Genomic DNA, 15,634 nt, shown 5'->3' with positions numbered 1-15,634 from the left:
GTGCCGCTGCCTGAAATGCTTTGGGTCACTCTACAGCCAGAGCCATATCCAGTAGAGCCTGCCCGTCAGGCACTTCGTCTATGAAAGCTTTATAGGACGTTTCCTGCGCAATCGCGCGCCATGCTTCGAAATCCTCGGGTGACATATGCGCAATTTCCACGCCTGCATCTTCAAAGACTTTTACCGAAGCTGCGTCCTGTTTCTTCGCCTCTTCCAGATAGTAGGCTTCCGCTTTGGCAGATGCGTCGAGCAGGGCCTTTTGCTGGGCTTCATTCAGGTCTTCAAATGCGGATTTGTTCATCAACAGCGGCTGGTACATGAACCAAAGCGCCACATCACCCGCAGGGGTGTAGCACTTCGCCTGTTCGTAAATCCGGTAGGACACGAAGGACGAAGACGATGTGTTGGCCGCGTTCAGCACGCCGGTTTGCATGGCGTTGTAGATCTCGGATGACGCCATGGAAGCGATGGATGCTCCGGCTCCGGCCAGCATTTGTTCAAAGGCCTTGCCCGCCGCGCGGGTTTGCAAACCTTCTACGTCCGACGGTTTGGTGATGCACTTGTCCTTGCCAACAAAGCCGCCAGCCAGATACCCGTGGACCAATACCATTACATCGTCGTCAGCCATCTTCTCTTCAAGCGCCTCCATAAACGGAGAGTTGGAAAGACGGGCGGCGTGATCGTGGTTTTTCACCAGACCGGGCATCAGGGTCAGGTTAAAAGCCGGTTGTTGTCCCCCTGCATAGCTGAGCGGAAGCACCGTCATATCCAGCTGGCCACGGCTGAGCGGGCGATATTGCTCTCGCGGTTTGAACAGGGATTTGGATCCGAAAATCTTGATGTCCAGATCCACGTCAGCGGCAGCAACTTCATTTGCAACAATTTCGGCGACCTTGTGGCGCACGTCTTTGTTGGACCATTGATGAGACAGCCGCAGTTCCTTGGCCTGAGCTGCGCCGCCAAGACATAGTGCTGCCAGTGCAGCGGCGGTCGTTAAAAAATTCGCTTTCATGATTTCCTCCCGTTTCATGTGCAGCTTTCCAGCAGTCATCGGAAAGCCTTTGCAAACGGTTGCCCGTTGCTGGGGGTATTAGTCACACTATTGCATTCAGGGTCAAGATTTTTGTATACAAGAATTGATGACTGGCACTCAATCTCAAGGATGGCGCTGAATTGGAAACCGAACTGACCCGTGGCGAGAAGATCGCTGAAACACTGGAACAACTTGTTTTTAGTGGAGATTACAAAGACGGGGACCGTTTGGATGAGATAAAACTGGCCGAGAGTTTTGCTGTATCTCGCACCCCGATCAGAGAGGCTTTGCAGCGTTTGGTCCTATCCGGCTTTGCCGAGCAAATCCCCCGGAGGGGCGTTTTTGTACGTCTGCCCGGTCCGGTTGACCTGATGGAAATGTTTGAAACCATGGCAGAAATCGAAGCGGCTTGCGGGCGGCTCGCCGCGTCCAGAATCAGTGACGAGGGATTGGCGTTGTTGGAAGCCACCAACGAGCGGTGTCAGGACGCCATAGCCCGACAGGACCTTGAAACCTACTACGCGGAGAACGAGATTTTTCACCAGACGATCTATCGCGGGACGGCGAACAGCTTTCTGGAAAAAGAAGCGCGGCGTTTGCAGAACCGTCTGAAACCCTACCGTCGGACCCAGCTACGGTTTCGGGGGCGGATGCCCCAATCCATGGCAGAACATGAATTGATCGTCGCAGCCCTGCAAAAAGGAGACGGAGAGGCCGCTGCCCGTGCATTGCGGGATCACGTTGCTGTGCAAGGGGAGAAATTCCAGCAACTCATTGCCAGTTTGAACTCCTGAATCACCCTGTAAAGGGGATGCGGCACTTCTGTCTGTTGCAGTTTTTATAATTCTGATTATTTTACTCGGAGATTTAACGAGCAAGACGTGACCTCAAGATGATTCCTCTCAAAACCCGAGTTGACCTTTCTGCTGTAGAACAGCCGCAGCCTCTTCGCAGCCGAGACCAGACCGGCCGGCTAAACCGGTTGCGCCTGTCTGCCATGCGCTGTCGTGCCCGCGCCCGTGTGGATGTTTCCGAAGCCTGCAACCTGTTATGCGTGGACGAGGCCCAAAGCGAACTGCGTTTTGAAGAAGCCTTGCTGCGCAGCCTGCATCAGGGATTGGGCCGTAAACCACGATTTTACGCGGTTGGCGCAGCCGAAGAAAGTTTTGATGAACGCTGGCTGTTGCAGGTTTTGGACGCGGCAGAGCGGGGGGATATGACTTCTGTAGAGTTTCTGGTCCGCAGCCGGATCGACAAAACCATGCAACGTTCCATCCGGTTTCTGATCCGCGGGGCGGTGGGCCGCTTTGGCGGGCGCTTCACACTATAGTGTAGGCCTGCAGTCTTTTAGAACGATTCTAAACTATTGCAGCCGGTCGGGAACTATGCTTTATATTCCATCAGGGAAGCCAGCCTGATGCCAGCCACCCGTCTGCTTTTCCCCGTATGCCCCGCTTGTGCGCGCTTGAAGAAGGATATTTTCATGACACAGACTGCTACAGACCTGACCCCCTCCGCCAGAGAAGCCATCGCCGATGCGCTGAACCAGAGCGTTGCGGAAACCGCCGTGACAACCATGCTGGCGCAAAATTTCCACTGGAATGTAACCGGAATGGCCTTTGGTCCGCTGCACGATCTGTTCCAGAAAATTTACGAAGACCACTTCGTCGCACAGGATGATCTGGCAGAGCGGATCAAAGCCCTGAATGCCCACGCCGAGGGGACGCTGGCCGGTATGATCAAACGCTCTAAAGTATCCGAGTATGAAGGCAATGCCACTGACAAGGAAATGATCGCGGCCATGCTGGAAGCACAGGAAACGCTGGCTGCCACACTGGCGGGATGTGGCGCGCTGGCAGCTGATGCCGGTGATACGCTGACGGAAGATCTGTGCATTGCGCGCGGTCAAACCCACGAAAAATTTGCGTGGTTCCTGCGCTCACACCTCGCCTGAGACTAGGGCGTCCAGAATGTTGGGCGCGCCCTTCTTGCGGCACTTTGCGCGATAGGCTTCGGACCAATGTCCGAACTTGCCAAGTTGCGCCTGTTGGGACACCAGCATGTCGATAAAGGCGTGCTGGTGTTTTTCTTTTTTCAGCGATTTGAACATGGATTTCTGCTCTTTGGTCATCGAACATCCGATGCAATGACCACCACGTTTGAACTTGCAAACATCTATGCAGGGGGAAGGGGTCTTGGGCATGTGAGTCACTCTGGCTAGGGCTGGACGCCTGCGTCTTGCGCTGCGGTCTGGCTTACTTGGTGAGGATGAGTTTTCCCTGACGGGTCAATCGCAGGATGTAGGTCTGGTCGTCCAAGCGAATGCGAGCGGTTGCGTTGCCCGCCAGCATTTCGCGGGCATCAAAGACCGGCAGGCCGTCGTCCGGCAGGCTATTGGATGCCGGTTCGTGCGGAGTTGATGGCGTGGTCATGTAAGAGTGCGTCCGAATTTATTGTTTTATTAAGGCTGTACTCATTACTTACTAAAAAACTCAACTTTGTCAATTCCGAGTTAAATAGTTGGTTTATTCAGGCCGCAGTGTGATAATCCGGCAGGATCATCAAGGGGCCACCGTTTGTTTTTTGTACTGAAATCGGAGTGGCATAGACCTCGGACAGGTTCTTTGCAGTAAACACCTCCCCGACTGTGCCGGAACATGCCACTTCGCCGTCGCGCATCAGGCAGATCGAATCAGCAAAAGCCGCCGCAAGGTTCAGGTCATGCAACACCACCAGCACGCCCGCCCCGCTGCGCGCCATTCTACGTGCGGTTCTCATAACCTCGATCTGGTGTAGGACATCAAGGCTTGCCGTTGGCTCGTCCAGAAACAGGTATCCGGGGCCAAACAGGCTGCGGTTCGCTGTCAGCTGCGCCAAGACGCGGGCGAGATGGGCGCGATGCCTTTGACCGCCGGAAAGGTCGGGAACAGGCGTGTCGGTAAAGCGGGTCAATCCCAGTTGCGCGATGATCTTAGCAACCAGAGCCTCTGTTTCTGCGGGCGCATATTCGATGGGTACCGACAGGCGGACGACTTCGGCAACGCTGAAAGCCGCCGAAAGGGTCGGGGTTTGTTCCAGCACAGCGCGGCGGCGGGACAGTTCCGCTGCATCCATCCGGCGCAAATCAATGCCTCCGTATCGGATGTCTCCGCCCGCTGTGGGAACGTCTCCGACCAGCGCTGAAAGCAGCGTGGATTTACCTGCCCCGTTCGGGCCACATAGCGCGACCAGTTTGCCAAATGGAACGTCGACATCCACGCCGCGCAGAATGGCTTTTCGCCCGAAGGCCACATCAATATTGCGTCCGGTGATCATAGTTTTCGTGTCCGCAGCAAAAGGTACAGGAAGAACGGGCCGCCAATAAGCGAGGTCGCCAACCCGATAGGCAATTCCTGCGGCGGCGCCACATTGCGCACAATCAGGTCTGCGCCCAGCAGCAGAACCGCACCTGTCAACGCGGAGGCCGGCAGCAGAACGCGGTGCGCTCCGCCAACCAGCATCCGCGCGATATGGGGCGCAACCAGCCCGATAAAGCCGATTGGTCCGGCAATCGATACTCCGGCCCCGACCGCCAGCGCACAAATTCCGCAGGCGGTAAACTTGATCCGCATCACATCCAGCCCTGAATGGAAAGCAGCCCTTTCGCCAAGCTGGAACAGGTCCAGCGCACGGGTAAAGCGCAACAGGGCAAGGCTGCTCACCCCCATGATTGCAACGGCAACCAGCACGGCGAGCCAGCCGGACTTGGCAAGGCTGCCCATCGACCAGAACGTCAAGTCACGCAATTGCGTGTCCGTAGAAATATAGGTCAGAAACCCGATCCCCGCCCCAGCGATCGAATTGATTGCAACACCCACAAGGATCAGCCGCCCGACAGACATTTCACCGTCCTTTTTGGACAGGCCGAGGATCAGGGCCGTCACCAGAAGGGCGCCGAAAAAGGCGGCAATTGGCAACAGGTAGGGGCGGAACGCGGCTGGAATTTCTCCGATAAACAGATCGCCTAGCACAATGACAACGACCACAGCAGCAGAGGCACCGCCGGAGATACCGATCAAACCCGGATCGGCCAGCGGATTGCGCAGAAGCCCTTGCAGAACGGCCCCGCAGATCGCGAGAGACAAACCGATCCCAAGGCCGAGCACCATCCGGGGCGCGCGGATTTGGGTGACAATAGCCGTTGGCATCGGGTCGGCCTTGCCGGAAACCGCTTCAAGGATCTGGGGTAGGGATAAGGGCACCGGCCCGATTGCGATTTCAGCAAGTGCAATGACGAGAACCGCACATATCAAACCGGCAAAAACAGTTTGCTGACGGCCTAAGACCCATTGCCTGCGATGGGGCGATTCGGCGAGGGCCACAGCTTAATCCCCGTGTCCGTGCAGGTGGTTCATCAGTTCCGCAACCGCCTCGGCGGTGCGCGGCCCGAAGCCGAGCAGTTTCAGCCCGTCCATCTTGATCAGGTTGCCCGCTTGGCCCGCTGCAGTTTGCTGGACGTCAGGACGGCCCATAATCTTGTCATCCCCGCCGATGTTGTCTGCATGCACGCCGGACATCAGAATGAAATCCGGATTGGCAGCGATGAGCGCTTCGGAGTTCATCGGTTTCCATCCCGAAAAGGCGCCTGCGGCGTTCGTGCCGCCTGCCAGTTCGATAATGTCATTTGCGGAAGTTTCCTGCCCGCCAACGACCGGCGCGCCATCCCGAACCGACAGGATAAACAGAACTTTGGGTCGGCTCTCCAGTGCATCAACGCGGGTCTTTATGAACGCCATATCTTCTGTGTATCTGGCGATCAGTGCATCGGCCTGATCCCCCAGTCCGAGTGTCTCTCCCACAAAGCGGATTTTGGCGGACACTTGTTGGGCACCCTGTCCGGGTGGTGCGAGCGCGACAGTCAGGCCCGCCGATTTCAGCGTGTCGATCACATGGGCAGGTCCGGCATCATCCGCGCCGATCAGAAGGTCCGGCGACAGAGAAAGGACACCTTCGGCAGACAGGGCACGGACGTAGCCGATCTGCGCTTTGGTTTGTGTACCGTCCGGATAGCCGGAGGTGCTGTCTACAGCGACGATGCGTTCACCCGCGCCAAGGGCATAGATGATTTCGGTGATGTCGCCACCGGCGACAGCGATCCGTTCATAGGTTTGGGACAGGGCCGCCGTTGTGGCCGTCAGGCATAAAGCAGCGGCAAGGGACAGGGACTTCAGCATGTTACGCACGCCCCAATCCGTCAAGAATGGCACGCCATCCTTCAAGTTCTGCGTTGCCTTCGCCACGTTCCCCGAACATCAGGAAGAAGCTTTGGCCGTTCTCGTCAAACGCTTCCAGTGAAGTGACGATGCCGTCCTTGGACGGTTTTCGCACGATCCAGGCATGGGCCACGTGGTCCTGACGTAGATGCATATGAAACTTTTGGTCCAGCACATTGATCCAAGGCCCCATTGCCTTGATGTTCTCGATTTCTCCGGTGTGAATCTGGATGCAGCCCGGGTTGCCGATAAACACCATCACCGGCAGTTTCGCCTCTGCTGCCCGCTCCAAAGCCCATGTCACGGCTTCGTTTGGCACGCGGTAGGCCATATCCTCGCCAACCAGACGCAACGCCTGCATCCGTCCAACCTTGTGTTTTTTCAGCATCCCGAAGAACTGGTGCACATCGGTCATGGCGTCCCAGTCTGACCGAAGGGCAGCGGTATCCACTTCACTGTCCGGCCCGTCGACAGGGATGGGATCAGCCGGTTGCGTTTCGATTTTAGCGGGCGTTTCATCAATCCAGCCCTCCACCAAAGCGTCGAACTTTGCGCGGTCGGTGTGTTCGGTCGGGTAGATTTTGTGAACGGCCACGCCGGATTTATCAAAGAATTGTAGCGATACCCGCAAGCCGGAGCTGACTTCTTCTTCGATCACATAGCCAAAGGCCCAGCGGTTCATGAAAATCCGCAGGTCGATGGTCCGGTTCAGCACCAGACCCATAACCTTGCCGATATTGACGTTGTCAAATTCTCCGTAGCGTTCGTGGACGGCGTGTTGGTTGCGGGTCAGGCACATGACTTCGCCAAGGCCGACCATACCTTCGAGCAGCGCGGCAAACCCGCGGGTGTCGTCGCGGCGCAGGCGTTTTGCTGCGCCGCCGACCTGCTTGGCCTCTACCAGTTCCGCTTCGCTGATCCCCAGCTCCCGCGCAGCATCTACAGCGCGCATCGCACCTTTTTCCTGCGTGAGGTTCTGAAAGTTCTGGAATGTTTCAGTTACAGTTTGGTCCAGCATAGCGGTCTCCGGTTCAGAAGGTTTTGGCGAGGGAAAGTTTGAAGTTCCGCCCTTTGGCGGATTGCGACAGATAGGTCGCAGGCTGGTAGGTTTCATCCGTGATGTTATCGACACCGAACCGGACTTCGAGCCCTTCCAAAGCGCCCTGATCAGGGCGGTAGGTGGCATAGATGTTGTGCACGGTATACCCGTCGAATTCGCCACGGGACTGGCTGCGATCGGCGGCAAAGACGCTGTTAATGCCGAGTTTCAGTTCCGGTAGCACCTGATAGCCGAACCCGAGTGTCAGCGTGTTATTGGCAATCGTATCGAGCTTGGCCCCGTCCGGACCTTCACCATCCAGCACCGACAGACCGGCAGAGGCCGAGAAACGACCCGCAACATAGCGGCCCTCGGCTTCTATCCCCTTGATGATCGCGGCATCAATGTTGTCAAAGCCAATCACTCCAGCTCCGCCGCCGGTCCGGATGATCTTGTCTTCGATATCGTTGTAAAACGCGGTCAGTTTAAAATCGACCGCATCGTCGGCGCGGAACAGGCCCTGTCCGCTGTAGGATACACCGACTTCGTAGTTCATGCCTTTCTCGGCTTTCAGGTCCAGATTTGGCAAGCCGCCGCTGAAGGCATCGTAGATTTCATCGTCTGTAGGCAGGCGGTTCACACGGGACAGGGAGCCAAAGACGTTCCAGTTGTCATTCAACCGGTAGATCGCAGCGATTTGTGGCTCCACAGCGGTTGCAGAGGTAGTCTCTGTTGCGGCTGTGAAGCTGGATTTCGGGGAAATCTTCTGGTGGTCGATCCGCAGGCCGGTGTTGATGGTCAGACGGTCGTTCAGCGTCAGTTCGCTTTGGGCGTAGATTTCATAGGTGTTGGTAATTGCCTCTGCATGGGACGAAGACGCCGGATCAGCAGAGCGGTCCTTGCGGGAGGCAGCCACACCGAAGGTCAGGTAATGGTCAAACCGTTCGGTGGACAGATCGGCCATGTTTTCGACCTTCAGTTTCCACAACTCGTATGAACGTTCTCCAAGCAGTGTAGCGCTGATCGGTTCTGCTGCGACGCTGCCTTGTTCTACCAGTTTGGAGGAATTGGTGTAGGACAGGGTCGCTTTCAAATCCCAGAACGGGTTGTCCTCGGGTGCAAAGCCGTATTCCAGCCGTGCCACTTGGGATTCTGTTGTGATGTCCCCGACACCCCAACCCGAAAAACCGGGGAAGAGCCCTGCTTGCGGGCCGTCCAACTGGTTGAAATCCTGATCTTCACCGTCACTGTACAGATGCTGGTAGGAGGCGCCGAAGCTGTGTGCGCCTTCGGTGTAATTGGCTTTGCCAAGGAAGTTGGTGATCTTCGCATTGGTGCGGATCAGTGTGTTGCCGTCGCCGTCTTCGCTCTGGCCGATATCGGAATAGGACAGGGCCAGCAAAGCGTCGAACTTGTTGTCCGGCGCAAAGGACATGATCGTGGTGGACTGGAATTTATCCTCGTTGGATTCAAAGGTCAGCTTCTGGCGGACGGAGAATTTGTCATCTCCTTCCAGAAAATCGCTGGCGTCCTTTGTTTCCATCAGGATCACGCCGCCCATCGCGCCGGAGCCGTACAGCGTAGAGGACCCCGGACCGCGCAAAACCTCGACCCGTTTCAGCAGTTCCGGTTCAACGAACAGCGATCCCTGCCGGTAGCTTTCATAGTAAAGTTCCTCGCCGTCGACGAGCGTCAGTATAGAGGACTCCGCCGCGTTAAGACCGGCGCCGACGCCCCGAATATTAAAGGACTGGCCAAGCGGGCTGCTGGAGCCAACACCGGACACACCAGGTACTTGTGACAGAATATCGCCGATGGTTGCGGCTTGTGTTTCGTCGAGCCGTTCCTGATTAACCACCGTCACGGATTGCGGCACGTCGGACGCTACTTTGTCCTGTCCGGCATTAATGACAATCGGATCCACTTCGGTGGACTGTTGGGCATGTGCGCCCTGAGCTGTGATCGCGGCAACGACCGCCAACATAAATCTGTTGGATTTCATAATCCATTCCCTCTCGCGTTGTTGTTTTTCACTTCCTAACGCGAGTCGGGTGGCTACTTTGGCTTGTGTATTAGGTTTCTTAGTGTTTTTGTCAACTATAGAATTTTCTACGGGTTGAAGATCATCGGGATGCGGAAACTGTGCTGCGAAACGGTGACGCCCTGCACCGCGCGGGGCGTGCGCACGCCATTCACCGCCCGCAGCGCAGCTTTGTCAGCCTTGCCGTTTCCAGAGGATTTCGCGATCCGGTAGCTAATCACCTGTCCGTTTGCCGCAACCGTTACCTCCATCACCAGCGCGGCACGGCGTTTCAGTCCGCGCACGGGCCGTTTGCGTCGCTCTATCGCACGCCGGACCTGCGCGCCCCAAACATCCAGCGCCCGCGCTGCGGATGCGGCATTGCCGGATTTAACCTTCGCCTTGCCGCCAGTCCCTGCGGTATGGGTTTTGCCTGCTCCGGCTGCTTTCTGTTGCTGTTGTGCGTCCTGTGCTTTTTGCGATTTCGGGGCCGTTTTGCGTGCCTGCTTCGGAGCAGCTTTGGAGGTGGTTTCCTTCGGCTTGGGCTTAACTTTTTCCACCTTCTTTCGTTCCGGCCGTGGTTTGGGCCGGACCTTTGGCGGCGGGTCCGCTTTGGGCAAGAGCGGAGCGCTGTGTGTATTGATGGAAGGCGTGTCGCGTGCCGGATCATCAGCCTGCACAGCCTCGGGCGCTTGCAGTTGCACAGGTGCGAACTCTGACAACTCAAGCGCAGGTGCCGGGGCGGTTTCCACCGTCTGTGCCGTTTGCAAGGGGCCGGTTGCTGGCGCCGGCAGATCAGCCTTCACTTCCGGCGGGCGGGTCCATTCTTCGACCATTGCTTCCATTTGCGCGCTGACGCCATGCAGCGACATCATCATGTCCCCCTGTTGGCCGCCGCCATCTTCGCCGGTATCCGGTGCAGCCAGAAATCCTGCCGCATGGACGGACACTGCAATGGCCCCGAAGACCAGTATTTCCGCATAGGCCTTCACTGTGGCACCGCAACAATCTCAACCGAACCTGCGCCAACAGGGGCGAGTCGCCGCAACACTTTGGCAAGTTCCGGTGCAGGCAGATCTGCATCAATTCGCAGTTTGACCGTGGCCGCGGGTTCCATCCGCCCGCCCAGCCGCGCCCAAGCGGTTTCGCCTTCAAAATCTTCGAACCTGACGAGTGCATCTTTGGAAATGTGAAGGGTCAGTTCGGAGTCCGGCACGCCTAGCCTGTCGGCGGAGGGCAGGGTCACTTCGAACGGTTCCGGCGGTTTGATTTCTGACGTCATCAGAAAGAAGATCAGCAAAAGAAAGACGACATTGATCATCGGCACAATAGATTCGCCGGTTCTGCGTTTCGGGGGAGGCGCGAAATCCATCGGGTCACTCCACCAGCACAACGGCTGTAAAACCGGTGTCTTGCAAATGGCCAAGCACATCAAGTACCCGCTGCGAAGTTGCAGCCTCTTGCCCGCGCAGAATAACCGGATCATTCAGGGTTTCGGTCAGGCTTTGCAACGCATCGGGTAATTCCGCCAGCGGAGTTTCGATCCCGTTCAGCAGAACCCCCGCGGGTGTGATCGAAACCAGCCTTGGCGGGCCGGAATAGGCTTGCGCCGTGTTTCCCGCAGCGGCCAGTGGCAGGCGGACGACCTGATCCAGACCGAATTGGGAGGCAAGCATAAAGAAAACCAACAGCAGAAACACCACGTCTATCATTGGTGTGAGGCTCGGCTTGCGTCTAGGGGAGGGGGCGTCGGCGAAATGCATCACTCTGCTGCCAGTCGTGTGCTGTCTGTACGGGGTTGGGTCACAGGCGCGAAACCCTGCTGCATAACAAAAACCTGCGTTGCAATATCTTCGAGATCGCGGCGCAGACAATCCACAACGCTTTCAAACCATGTCAGCGCGAAAGAGGCGGGGATGGCAACGGCCATACCTGCGGCTGTGGTCAGTAGTGCCTCCCAGATACCGCCGGCCAGAATAGCCGGATCGGCGCGGCTGCCGCTTTCCTGAAGGGCCTGAAAGGCGGCAATCATGCCCAGCACCGTGCCAAGCAAACCCAGCAGCGGCGCAATCGTTGAAACCAGTTCCAGCAAGCGCAAACCCGAGGCCGCGCTGGCAAGATGGCGTTTGGCGATCCGTGTGGTTTCGTCTTTTGCGTCCTGTTCGGGAAGGGCCAGACGGGACTCTATAGCGTCAAACAGAAAGCGACCCCGCACGCTGCGCAATCGTCCTGTAACCGAAAGAGCAGCCTTGGTATTGCCGTTCCGCAATTCTTCAAGTGCAGCAGAGATACCCCGCTGGCTCCACGCACCGGCCAAGGCCAGTCGCCAAGCCTTCCAGAGGGCAAGTGTCAGTCCCAGCACCGAAAGCGCAAAGATTGCCCAGATCGACGGCCCTCCGTCCAGCAGGAACTGCGCGGCAGAAGAGAACGTTTGTGTGTAGGTGGCCTGTAGGGTCGCCAGCATCGCAATCACCAAGGTTTGTGCAAAGGCTCGCTGGCAGGGCGCTGGCTGTCCGGTTTCGTATAATATTACCCGACTTAATAAGTCAACAAATCAATAAGAGCCGGGCCCGAACAGTCCACAGGCGCGGAAGAAACCCCGCGCCTGTGTTATGGTTCGCCGCTAATCAGTCAGAAAACTTGCTGATCTCACCCGATTGCAACCTGCTTGCGTAGGAGTGCAGTTCGGCTTTGACCAGTTTCATCAGGAAGTAGAGCGCGAAGATATTCACCACCGCCATTGCAAAGATCGCTGCATCTGAGAAGTCGATGACCGGACCCAGAGAGGCCGCAGCACCGATTACGATGAAGACGCAGAAGATGACCTTGAAAACCAGTTCCGTTGTCTGGCCTTCGCCAAACAGGTAGGTCCATGCTTTCAGCCCGTAGTAGGACCATGAAATCATGGTGGAAAAGGCAAACAGGATCACTGCAATCGCAAGAATGTAGGGAAACCAGCTTAGCCCTGTTGCAAAGGCTGCAGAGGTCAGGGCAACGCCGGAAACATCGTTGACGGTTGCCACGCCTGTGCCTGCTTCGTTCAGAACATAGTTTCCGGTTGCCGGATCAATGATCATCTGTTGCGAAATGGTGATGACAAGCGCCGTCATCGTGCAGATTACTACCGTATCGATCAGCGGTTCCAGCAGGGACACGAAGCCTTCGGTGATCGGCTCGTTCGTGCGCACAGCAGAGTGGGCAATCGCAGCAGAGCCAACACCGGCCTCGTTTGAAAACGCCGCCCGTTTGAACCCTTGGATCAGCGCGCCGACCATGCCGCCAGCAACACCGAGTCCGGTAAAGGCACCTGCAAAGATCTGGCCGAAGGCCCAGCCGATCTTGTCATAGTTTATCAGCAGGATAACCAGCGCCGCGCCCACATAGAGAATACCCATGAAAGGCACCACTTTTTCGGTCACATTGGCAATGGATTTGATCCCGCCGACGATCACCGCAAAAACCACACCGGCAAAAATAATGCCCGTGATCCAGCCCGGATAGTCTCCGACAATGCCACTGATCTGGGCATGGGCCTGATTGGCCTGAAACATATTCCCGCCGCCAAGCGCACCGAGAATACAAAAGACCGAAAACAGCACCGCAAGGAACTTGCCACCGGGCAGGCCTAATTCGCCGAAGCCTTTGGAGATGTAGTACATTGGTCCGCCAGATACGGTGCCATCCGGATATTCGTTCCGGTATTTCACCCCGAGCGTACACTCCGTGAATTTGGACGCCATGCCCAACAAGCCCGCAAGGATCATCCAGAAGGTCGCCCCGGGACCGCCGATACCAACAGCTACCGCGACACCGGCAATATTTCCAAGGCCCACAGTGCCCGACAAGGCGGTTGCAAGTGCCTGAAAGTGGCTAACCTCACCTGCGTCATCGGGATCAGAGTAATCTCCCTTCACCAGTTGAATCGCGTGTCTGAAGAACCGGAACTGCACGAAACCGAAATAGAGCGTGAAGACAGTCGCCGCAACGACCAGCCACATTACGATCCACGGAAACGAGGTTCCGGGGAAGGGGGCGAAGATCAGGCTGACAAAGGGGCCGGTGAAGGCTGCGAAGGTCTGGTTTACCTTTTCGTCAAGGCTCATCGCTTCCTGTGCGAATACCGGATTTGCCGCGACCGCTGCCAGCGCAGCGCCGAGCCAGAGTTTTGATGGATGTTTCATAATGCCCCCTTATCCGACAACAGTGACTGGCATGCTGGCGTGCATGACAAGATTACCGGTTGAACTGCCGAACAGCCGCTGGGTGAAGCCGCCTTCGGAACTGCGCCCGACGACGATCTGCTCTGCACCGCATTTGACTGCAATCTTGTTGAGCGTTTCAGCCACATCGCCGTGTTTCACCACTCCGCTGGCCACATAGCCTTCGTCAATCAACTGTTTGACAGCGGGATCGACAACGCGGGTTCTGGCAAGGTTGAGTTCCTCTTCGCGCCGCTGGTGCCGTTTGGCATTCTCTTCGGCTGTCTGGAAAGTGAAGGGAGACCATTCAATCACATAGGCCACCACGATCTCGCAATCGCCGATCAGCCCTGCCAGTCGTTTGGCGTGGTTCAGCGCCCGCTCGCCGGAGCTTTCCCCGTCCAACCCAATCAATAATTTTGTCGGCATTTCGTTCTCCTGTTGTCCCGAAGTACTTGCCTGAAATAGAGGCATCCGGAAAAACGAAGGGCGATTTGGGTACTTCAGGTTGATTTTTGAGCCCCTCACAGCCGAGTGTAGGACCAGTTTTAATCAAAATGCTAACAATTTCGTAAGTAAATCACTTTAGGTAGCTGCAATTTCAAGTGGAATATGTGCCGGTAACCGCCTCTTTCGTACCAAAAAGACACGGGGCCAGGAACGTTTGAAGCCCATTTTTTAGGCAGTATCGACCGGACTCACACAAAACTCCGGTGTGACAGTTTTGCCCGCCGGAGCCTTAATGCGAAGAACCGGATCAGGACTGAACCGGTAGATCTTCTTTCTTCCAGTTTGCCAGTCCCCCTTCGATCACGGTGGCGTTGTATCCCATCTGTCCCAGACAGTCCGCCGCCAGTATGGCCCGCGCGCCGGAAGCGCAGAGCACGTGAACCCTGCTGTCCGCACCGCGCTGGTTTAGCAGACGATCATTACCTTTTCCTGTATCAGGATCAGCGTTCGCTTCAAGCAGACCGCGCGGGATATGCACCGCACCTTCGATCCGGCCGTCGCTTTCCAGTTCCGATGCTTCCCGCACATCAAGGATCAGGTCGCCGCTGTCCTTGCTGGCCTGTAGGGCCGTTCCCGGGCTAACGGTGTCCACGCGGCCCTTGGCGTCCGCGACGAAGTCTTTCATGGATTTAGGCATAACGGGTCTCCTTTAGAATTTGTTTACAGGGAGTTTGAGATAGTGATGACCGTCGGATTCCGCCTCAGGCAGTTTTCCGGCCCGCAGGTTCAGTTGCAATGCGGCCAGCATTCTGTCGGGCAGGTCCAGTGTTTTGTCCTTCTTATCGCGAAGGCGGATATATTCCTCTTTCGTGGTGCCGTCCTTGAGATGGATATTTTCGGCTTTATGGGTGGCGACTGTTGCTTCCCATTCCGGTGTGTCCCGCTCGTCGGTGCCGTAGTCGTGGCCGATGAACAGGCGGGTGTCTTCCGGCAGATCAAGGATTGCCTGTAGGGAGTTCCAAAGTTCTTCGGTGCTGCCACCGGGAAAATCGGCCCGCGCGGTGCCACTGTCGGGCTGCATGAAGGTATCGTGCACAAAGGCAGCATCGCCGCAAATATAGGTGACAGACCCCATCGTATGACCGGTGGTCAGCAGTACACGCATATCCAGATTGCCGATTTTGAACCTGTCCCCGTCCTTGAAAAGATCGTCAAAATCCCGTTCGGGGTTAAAGGCTTCAGGCATGTTGTAATACCCCCGCCAGAGCTCTGCGATGTCCTTAACCTTCTCGCCAATGCCATTGCGTGCACCAGTCAACTCTTTCAGACGAGCCGAGGCCATAACGTGATCCGCGTGGGGGTGGGTATCCAGAACGCGATCAACGGTCAGACCTTGCTCTTTTGCAAAATCCAGCAGGTGATCCATACTCTCTGTCGATAGCTTGTAACTCTTGGGATCAAAGTCCTGTACGACATCAATAACTGCCGCTTTTTTCGTCTCCGGATCCGCGCAGAGATACTGGATGGATCCTGTGTCCGGTTCGTAAATACCCCAGACGTCGGGGCTGCCAGAACCGTTTGAGCCGGAATGCCGTGTAATACGCTTCTCAAAATCTGATGTGTCGGTCATCTCAAAGTCCT

Annotated in this window: 19 protein-coding genes; 3 read left to right on the top strand and 16 right to left on the bottom strand. The window is 56.6% G+C overall.

Annotation, left to right across the window (positions count from 1 at the left end; genetic code table 11):
• Positions 1–25: 25 nt before the first annotated feature.
• Positions 26–1,012 (bottom strand): TRAP transporter substrate-binding protein DctP, encoded by a 987-nt coding sequence (gene dctP / locus C0U40_RS00175; RefSeq protein WP_101654745.1) that lies wholly within the window; start codon positions 1,010–1,012, stop codon positions 26–28.
• A gap of 161 nt (positions 1,013–1,173) precedes the next feature.
• Between dctP and C0U40_RS00170 the strand changes: the two genes are divergently transcribed.
• From C0U40_RS00170 to C0U40_RS00160, 3 genes are all read left to right on the top strand, one after another.
• A complete protein-coding gene (locus C0U40_RS00170; RefSeq protein WP_101653750.1) occupies positions 1,174–1,827 on the top strand; it encodes a GntR family transcriptional regulator in 654 nt (217 codons plus the stop codon).
• A 98-nt stretch (positions 1,828–1,925) separates the two neighbouring features.
• A complete protein-coding gene (locus C0U40_RS00165) occupies positions 1,926–2,363 on the top strand; it encodes a hypothetical protein (protein ID WP_101653749.1) in 438 nt (145 codons plus the stop codon).
• 153 nt (positions 2,364–2,516) lie between these two features.
• Positions 2,517–2,987 (top strand): Dps family protein, encoded by a 471-nt coding sequence (locus tag C0U40_RS00160; RefSeq protein WP_101653748.1) that lies wholly within the window; start codon positions 2,517–2,519, stop codon positions 2,985–2,987.
• Here C0U40_RS00160 and C0U40_RS00155 read toward each other — a convergent pair.
• The 15 genes from C0U40_RS00155 to C0U40_RS00085 form a co-directional block, all read right to left on the bottom strand.
• Positions 2,973–3,236: a DUF1289 domain-containing protein gene (locus C0U40_RS00155; protein ID WP_101653747.1), complete on the bottom strand. Its 264-nt coding sequence runs from the start codon at positions 3,234–3,236 to the stop codon at positions 2,973–2,975. The two genes, C0U40_RS00160 and C0U40_RS00155, sit on opposite strands and share 15 nt — an antisense overlap.
• A gap of 52 nt (positions 3,237–3,288) precedes the next feature.
• Positions 3,289–3,465: a hemin uptake protein HemP gene (gene hemP / locus C0U40_RS00150; protein WP_101653746.1), complete on the bottom strand. Its 177-nt coding sequence runs from the start codon at positions 3,463–3,465 to the stop codon at positions 3,289–3,291.
• 97 nt (positions 3,466–3,562) lie between these two features.
• The gene (locus C0U40_RS00145) at positions 3,563–4,348 is read right to left on the bottom strand and encodes a heme ABC transporter ATP-binding protein (RefSeq protein ID WP_101653745.1); all 786 of its coding nucleotides are present in this window, start codon (positions 4,346–4,348) and stop codon (positions 3,563–3,565) included.
• Complete coding sequence (locus tag C0U40_RS00140) at positions 4,345–5,394, bottom strand: FecCD family ABC transporter permease (RefSeq protein WP_101653744.1); 1,050 nt, start codon at positions 5,392–5,394, stop codon at positions 4,345–4,347. The genes C0U40_RS00145 and C0U40_RS00140 overlap by 4 nt, the downstream gene beginning before the upstream one ends.
• Positions 5,395–5,397: 3 nt before the next feature.
• Complete coding sequence (locus C0U40_RS00135; protein ID WP_101653743.1) at positions 5,398–6,246, bottom strand: heme/hemin ABC transporter substrate-binding protein; 849 nt, start codon at positions 6,244–6,246, stop codon at positions 5,398–5,400.
• A gap of 1 nt (position 6,247) precedes the next feature.
• Positions 6,248–7,303, bottom strand: a complete 1,056-nt coding sequence (locus tag C0U40_RS00130; protein WP_180957575.1) for a hemin-degrading factor — start codon at positions 7,301–7,303, stop codon at positions 6,248–6,250.
• A 13-nt stretch (positions 7,304–7,316) separates the two neighbouring features.
• On the bottom strand, positions 7,317–9,326 hold the full coding sequence (locus tag C0U40_RS00125) for a TonB-dependent receptor domain-containing protein (RefSeq protein WP_101653741.1): 2,010 nt from the start codon (positions 9,324–9,326) through the stop codon (positions 7,317–7,319).
• Between the two features lie 107 nt (positions 9,327–9,433).
• Positions 9,434–10,336 carry a TonB family protein gene (locus C0U40_RS00120; protein WP_101653740.1) on the bottom strand — a complete coding sequence of 301 codons (903 nt, stop codon included), beginning with the start codon at positions 10,334–10,336 and terminating at the stop codon, positions 9,434–9,436.
• Positions 10,333–10,716: an ExbD/TolR family protein gene (locus C0U40_RS00115; protein ID WP_101653739.1), complete on the bottom strand. Its 384-nt coding sequence runs from the start codon at positions 10,714–10,716 to the stop codon at positions 10,333–10,335. Before C0U40_RS00115 ends, C0U40_RS00120 begins: the two co-directional genes overlap by 4 nt.
• A 4-nt stretch (positions 10,717–10,720) precedes the next feature.
• Positions 10,721–11,107, bottom strand: coding sequence for an ExbD/TolR family protein (locus C0U40_RS00110; RefSeq protein ID WP_101653738.1), 387 nt, complete (start codon positions 11,105–11,107; stop codon positions 10,721–10,723).
• Positions 11,107–11,808 carry a MotA/TolQ/ExbB proton channel family protein gene (locus C0U40_RS00105; protein ID WP_101653737.1) on the bottom strand — a complete coding sequence of 234 codons (702 nt, stop codon included), beginning with the start codon at positions 11,806–11,808 and terminating at the stop codon, positions 11,107–11,109. Before C0U40_RS00105 ends, C0U40_RS00110 begins: the two co-directional genes overlap by 1 nt.
• Positions 11,809–11,971: 163 nt before the next feature.
• A complete protein-coding gene (locus C0U40_RS00100) occupies positions 11,972–13,525 on the bottom strand; it encodes an alanine/glycine:cation symporter family protein (RefSeq protein WP_101653736.1) in 1,554 nt (517 codons plus the stop codon).
• A 9-nt stretch (positions 13,526–13,534) separates the two neighbouring features.
• Complete coding sequence (locus C0U40_RS00095) at positions 13,535–13,972, bottom strand: universal stress protein (RefSeq protein WP_101653735.1); 438 nt, start codon at positions 13,970–13,972, stop codon at positions 13,535–13,537.
• Positions 13,973–14,300: 328 nt separating this feature from the next.
• Positions 14,301–14,690 (bottom strand): rhodanese-like domain-containing protein, encoded by a 390-nt coding sequence (locus C0U40_RS00090; RefSeq protein ID WP_219619757.1) that lies wholly within the window; start codon positions 14,688–14,690, stop codon positions 14,301–14,303.
• A gap of 12 nt (positions 14,691–14,702) precedes the next feature.
• Positions 14,703–15,623 carry an MBL fold metallo-hydrolase gene (locus C0U40_RS00085; protein WP_101653734.1) on the bottom strand — a complete coding sequence of 307 codons (921 nt, stop codon included), beginning with the start codon at positions 15,621–15,623 and terminating at the stop codon, positions 14,703–14,705.
• Positions 15,624–15,634: the final 11 nt, after the last annotated feature.

Origin of the sequence: Neptunicoccus cionae, from assembly GCF_002860325.1 — a bacterium.
Lineage (GTDB): Bacteria > Pseudomonadota > Alphaproteobacteria > Rhodobacterales > Rhodobacteraceae > Amylibacter > Amylibacter lutimaris.
This window is presented reverse-complemented; position numbering and strand designations above follow the sequence as displayed.

Excerpts from the sequence above, each read along its gene's own strand:
- dctP (WP_101654745.1), bottom strand. The coding sequence starts at position 1,012 with ATGAAAGCGAATTTTTTAACGACCGCCGCTGCACTGGCAGCACTATGT.
- C0U40_RS00165 (WP_101653749.1), top strand. The coding sequence starts at position 1,926 with ATGATTCCTCTCAAAACCCGAGTTGACCTTTCTGCTGTAGAACAGCCG.
- C0U40_RS00160 (WP_101653748.1), top strand. The coding sequence starts at position 2,517 with ATGACACAGACTGCTACAGACCTGACCCCCTCCGCCAGAGAAGCCATC.
- C0U40_RS00155 (WP_101653747.1), bottom strand. The coding sequence starts at position 3,236 with ATGCCCAAGACCCCTTCCCCCTGCATAGATGTTTGCAAGTTCAAACGT.
- hemP (WP_101653746.1), bottom strand. The coding sequence starts at position 3,465 with ATGACCACGCCATCAACTCCGCACGAACCGGCATCCAATAGCCTGCCG.
- C0U40_RS00145 (WP_101653745.1), bottom strand. The coding sequence starts at position 4,348 with ATGATCACCGGACGCAATATTGATGTGGCCTTCGGGCGAAAAGCCATT.
- C0U40_RS00135 (WP_101653743.1), bottom strand. The coding sequence starts at position 6,246 with ATGCTGAAGTCCCTGTCCCTTGCCGCTGCTTTATGCCTGACGGCCACA.
- C0U40_RS00130 (WP_180957575.1), bottom strand. The coding sequence starts at position 7,303 with ATGCTGGACCAAACTGTAACTGAAACATTCCAGAACTTTCAGAACCTC.
- C0U40_RS00125 (WP_101653741.1), bottom strand. The coding sequence starts at position 9,326 with ATGAAATCCAACAGATTTATGTTGGCGGTCGTTGCCGCGATCACAGCT.
- C0U40_RS00115 (WP_101653739.1), bottom strand. The coding sequence starts at position 10,716 with ATGGATTTCGCGCCTCCCCCGAAACGCAGAACCGGCGAATCTATTGTG.
- C0U40_RS00110 (WP_101653738.1), bottom strand. The coding sequence starts at position 11,107 with ATGCATTTCGCCGACGCCCCCTCCCCTAGACGCAAGCCGAGCCTCACA.
- C0U40_RS00105 (WP_101653737.1), bottom strand. The coding sequence starts at position 11,808 with ATGCTGGCGACCCTACAGGCCACCTACACACAAACGTTCTCTTCTGCC.
- C0U40_RS00100 (WP_101653736.1), bottom strand. The coding sequence starts at position 13,525 with ATGAAACATCCATCAAAACTCTGGCTCGGCGCTGCGCTGGCAGCGGTC.
- C0U40_RS00095 (WP_101653735.1), bottom strand. The coding sequence starts at position 13,972 with ATGCCGACAAAATTATTGATTGGGTTGGACGGGGAAAGCTCCGGCGAG.
- C0U40_RS00090 (WP_219619757.1), bottom strand. The coding sequence starts at position 14,690 with ATGCCTAAATCCATGAAAGACTTCGTCGCGGACGCCAAGGGCCGCGTG.
- C0U40_RS00085 (WP_101653734.1), bottom strand. The coding sequence starts at position 15,623 with ATGACCGACACATCAGATTTTGAGAAGCGTATTACACGGCATTCCGGC.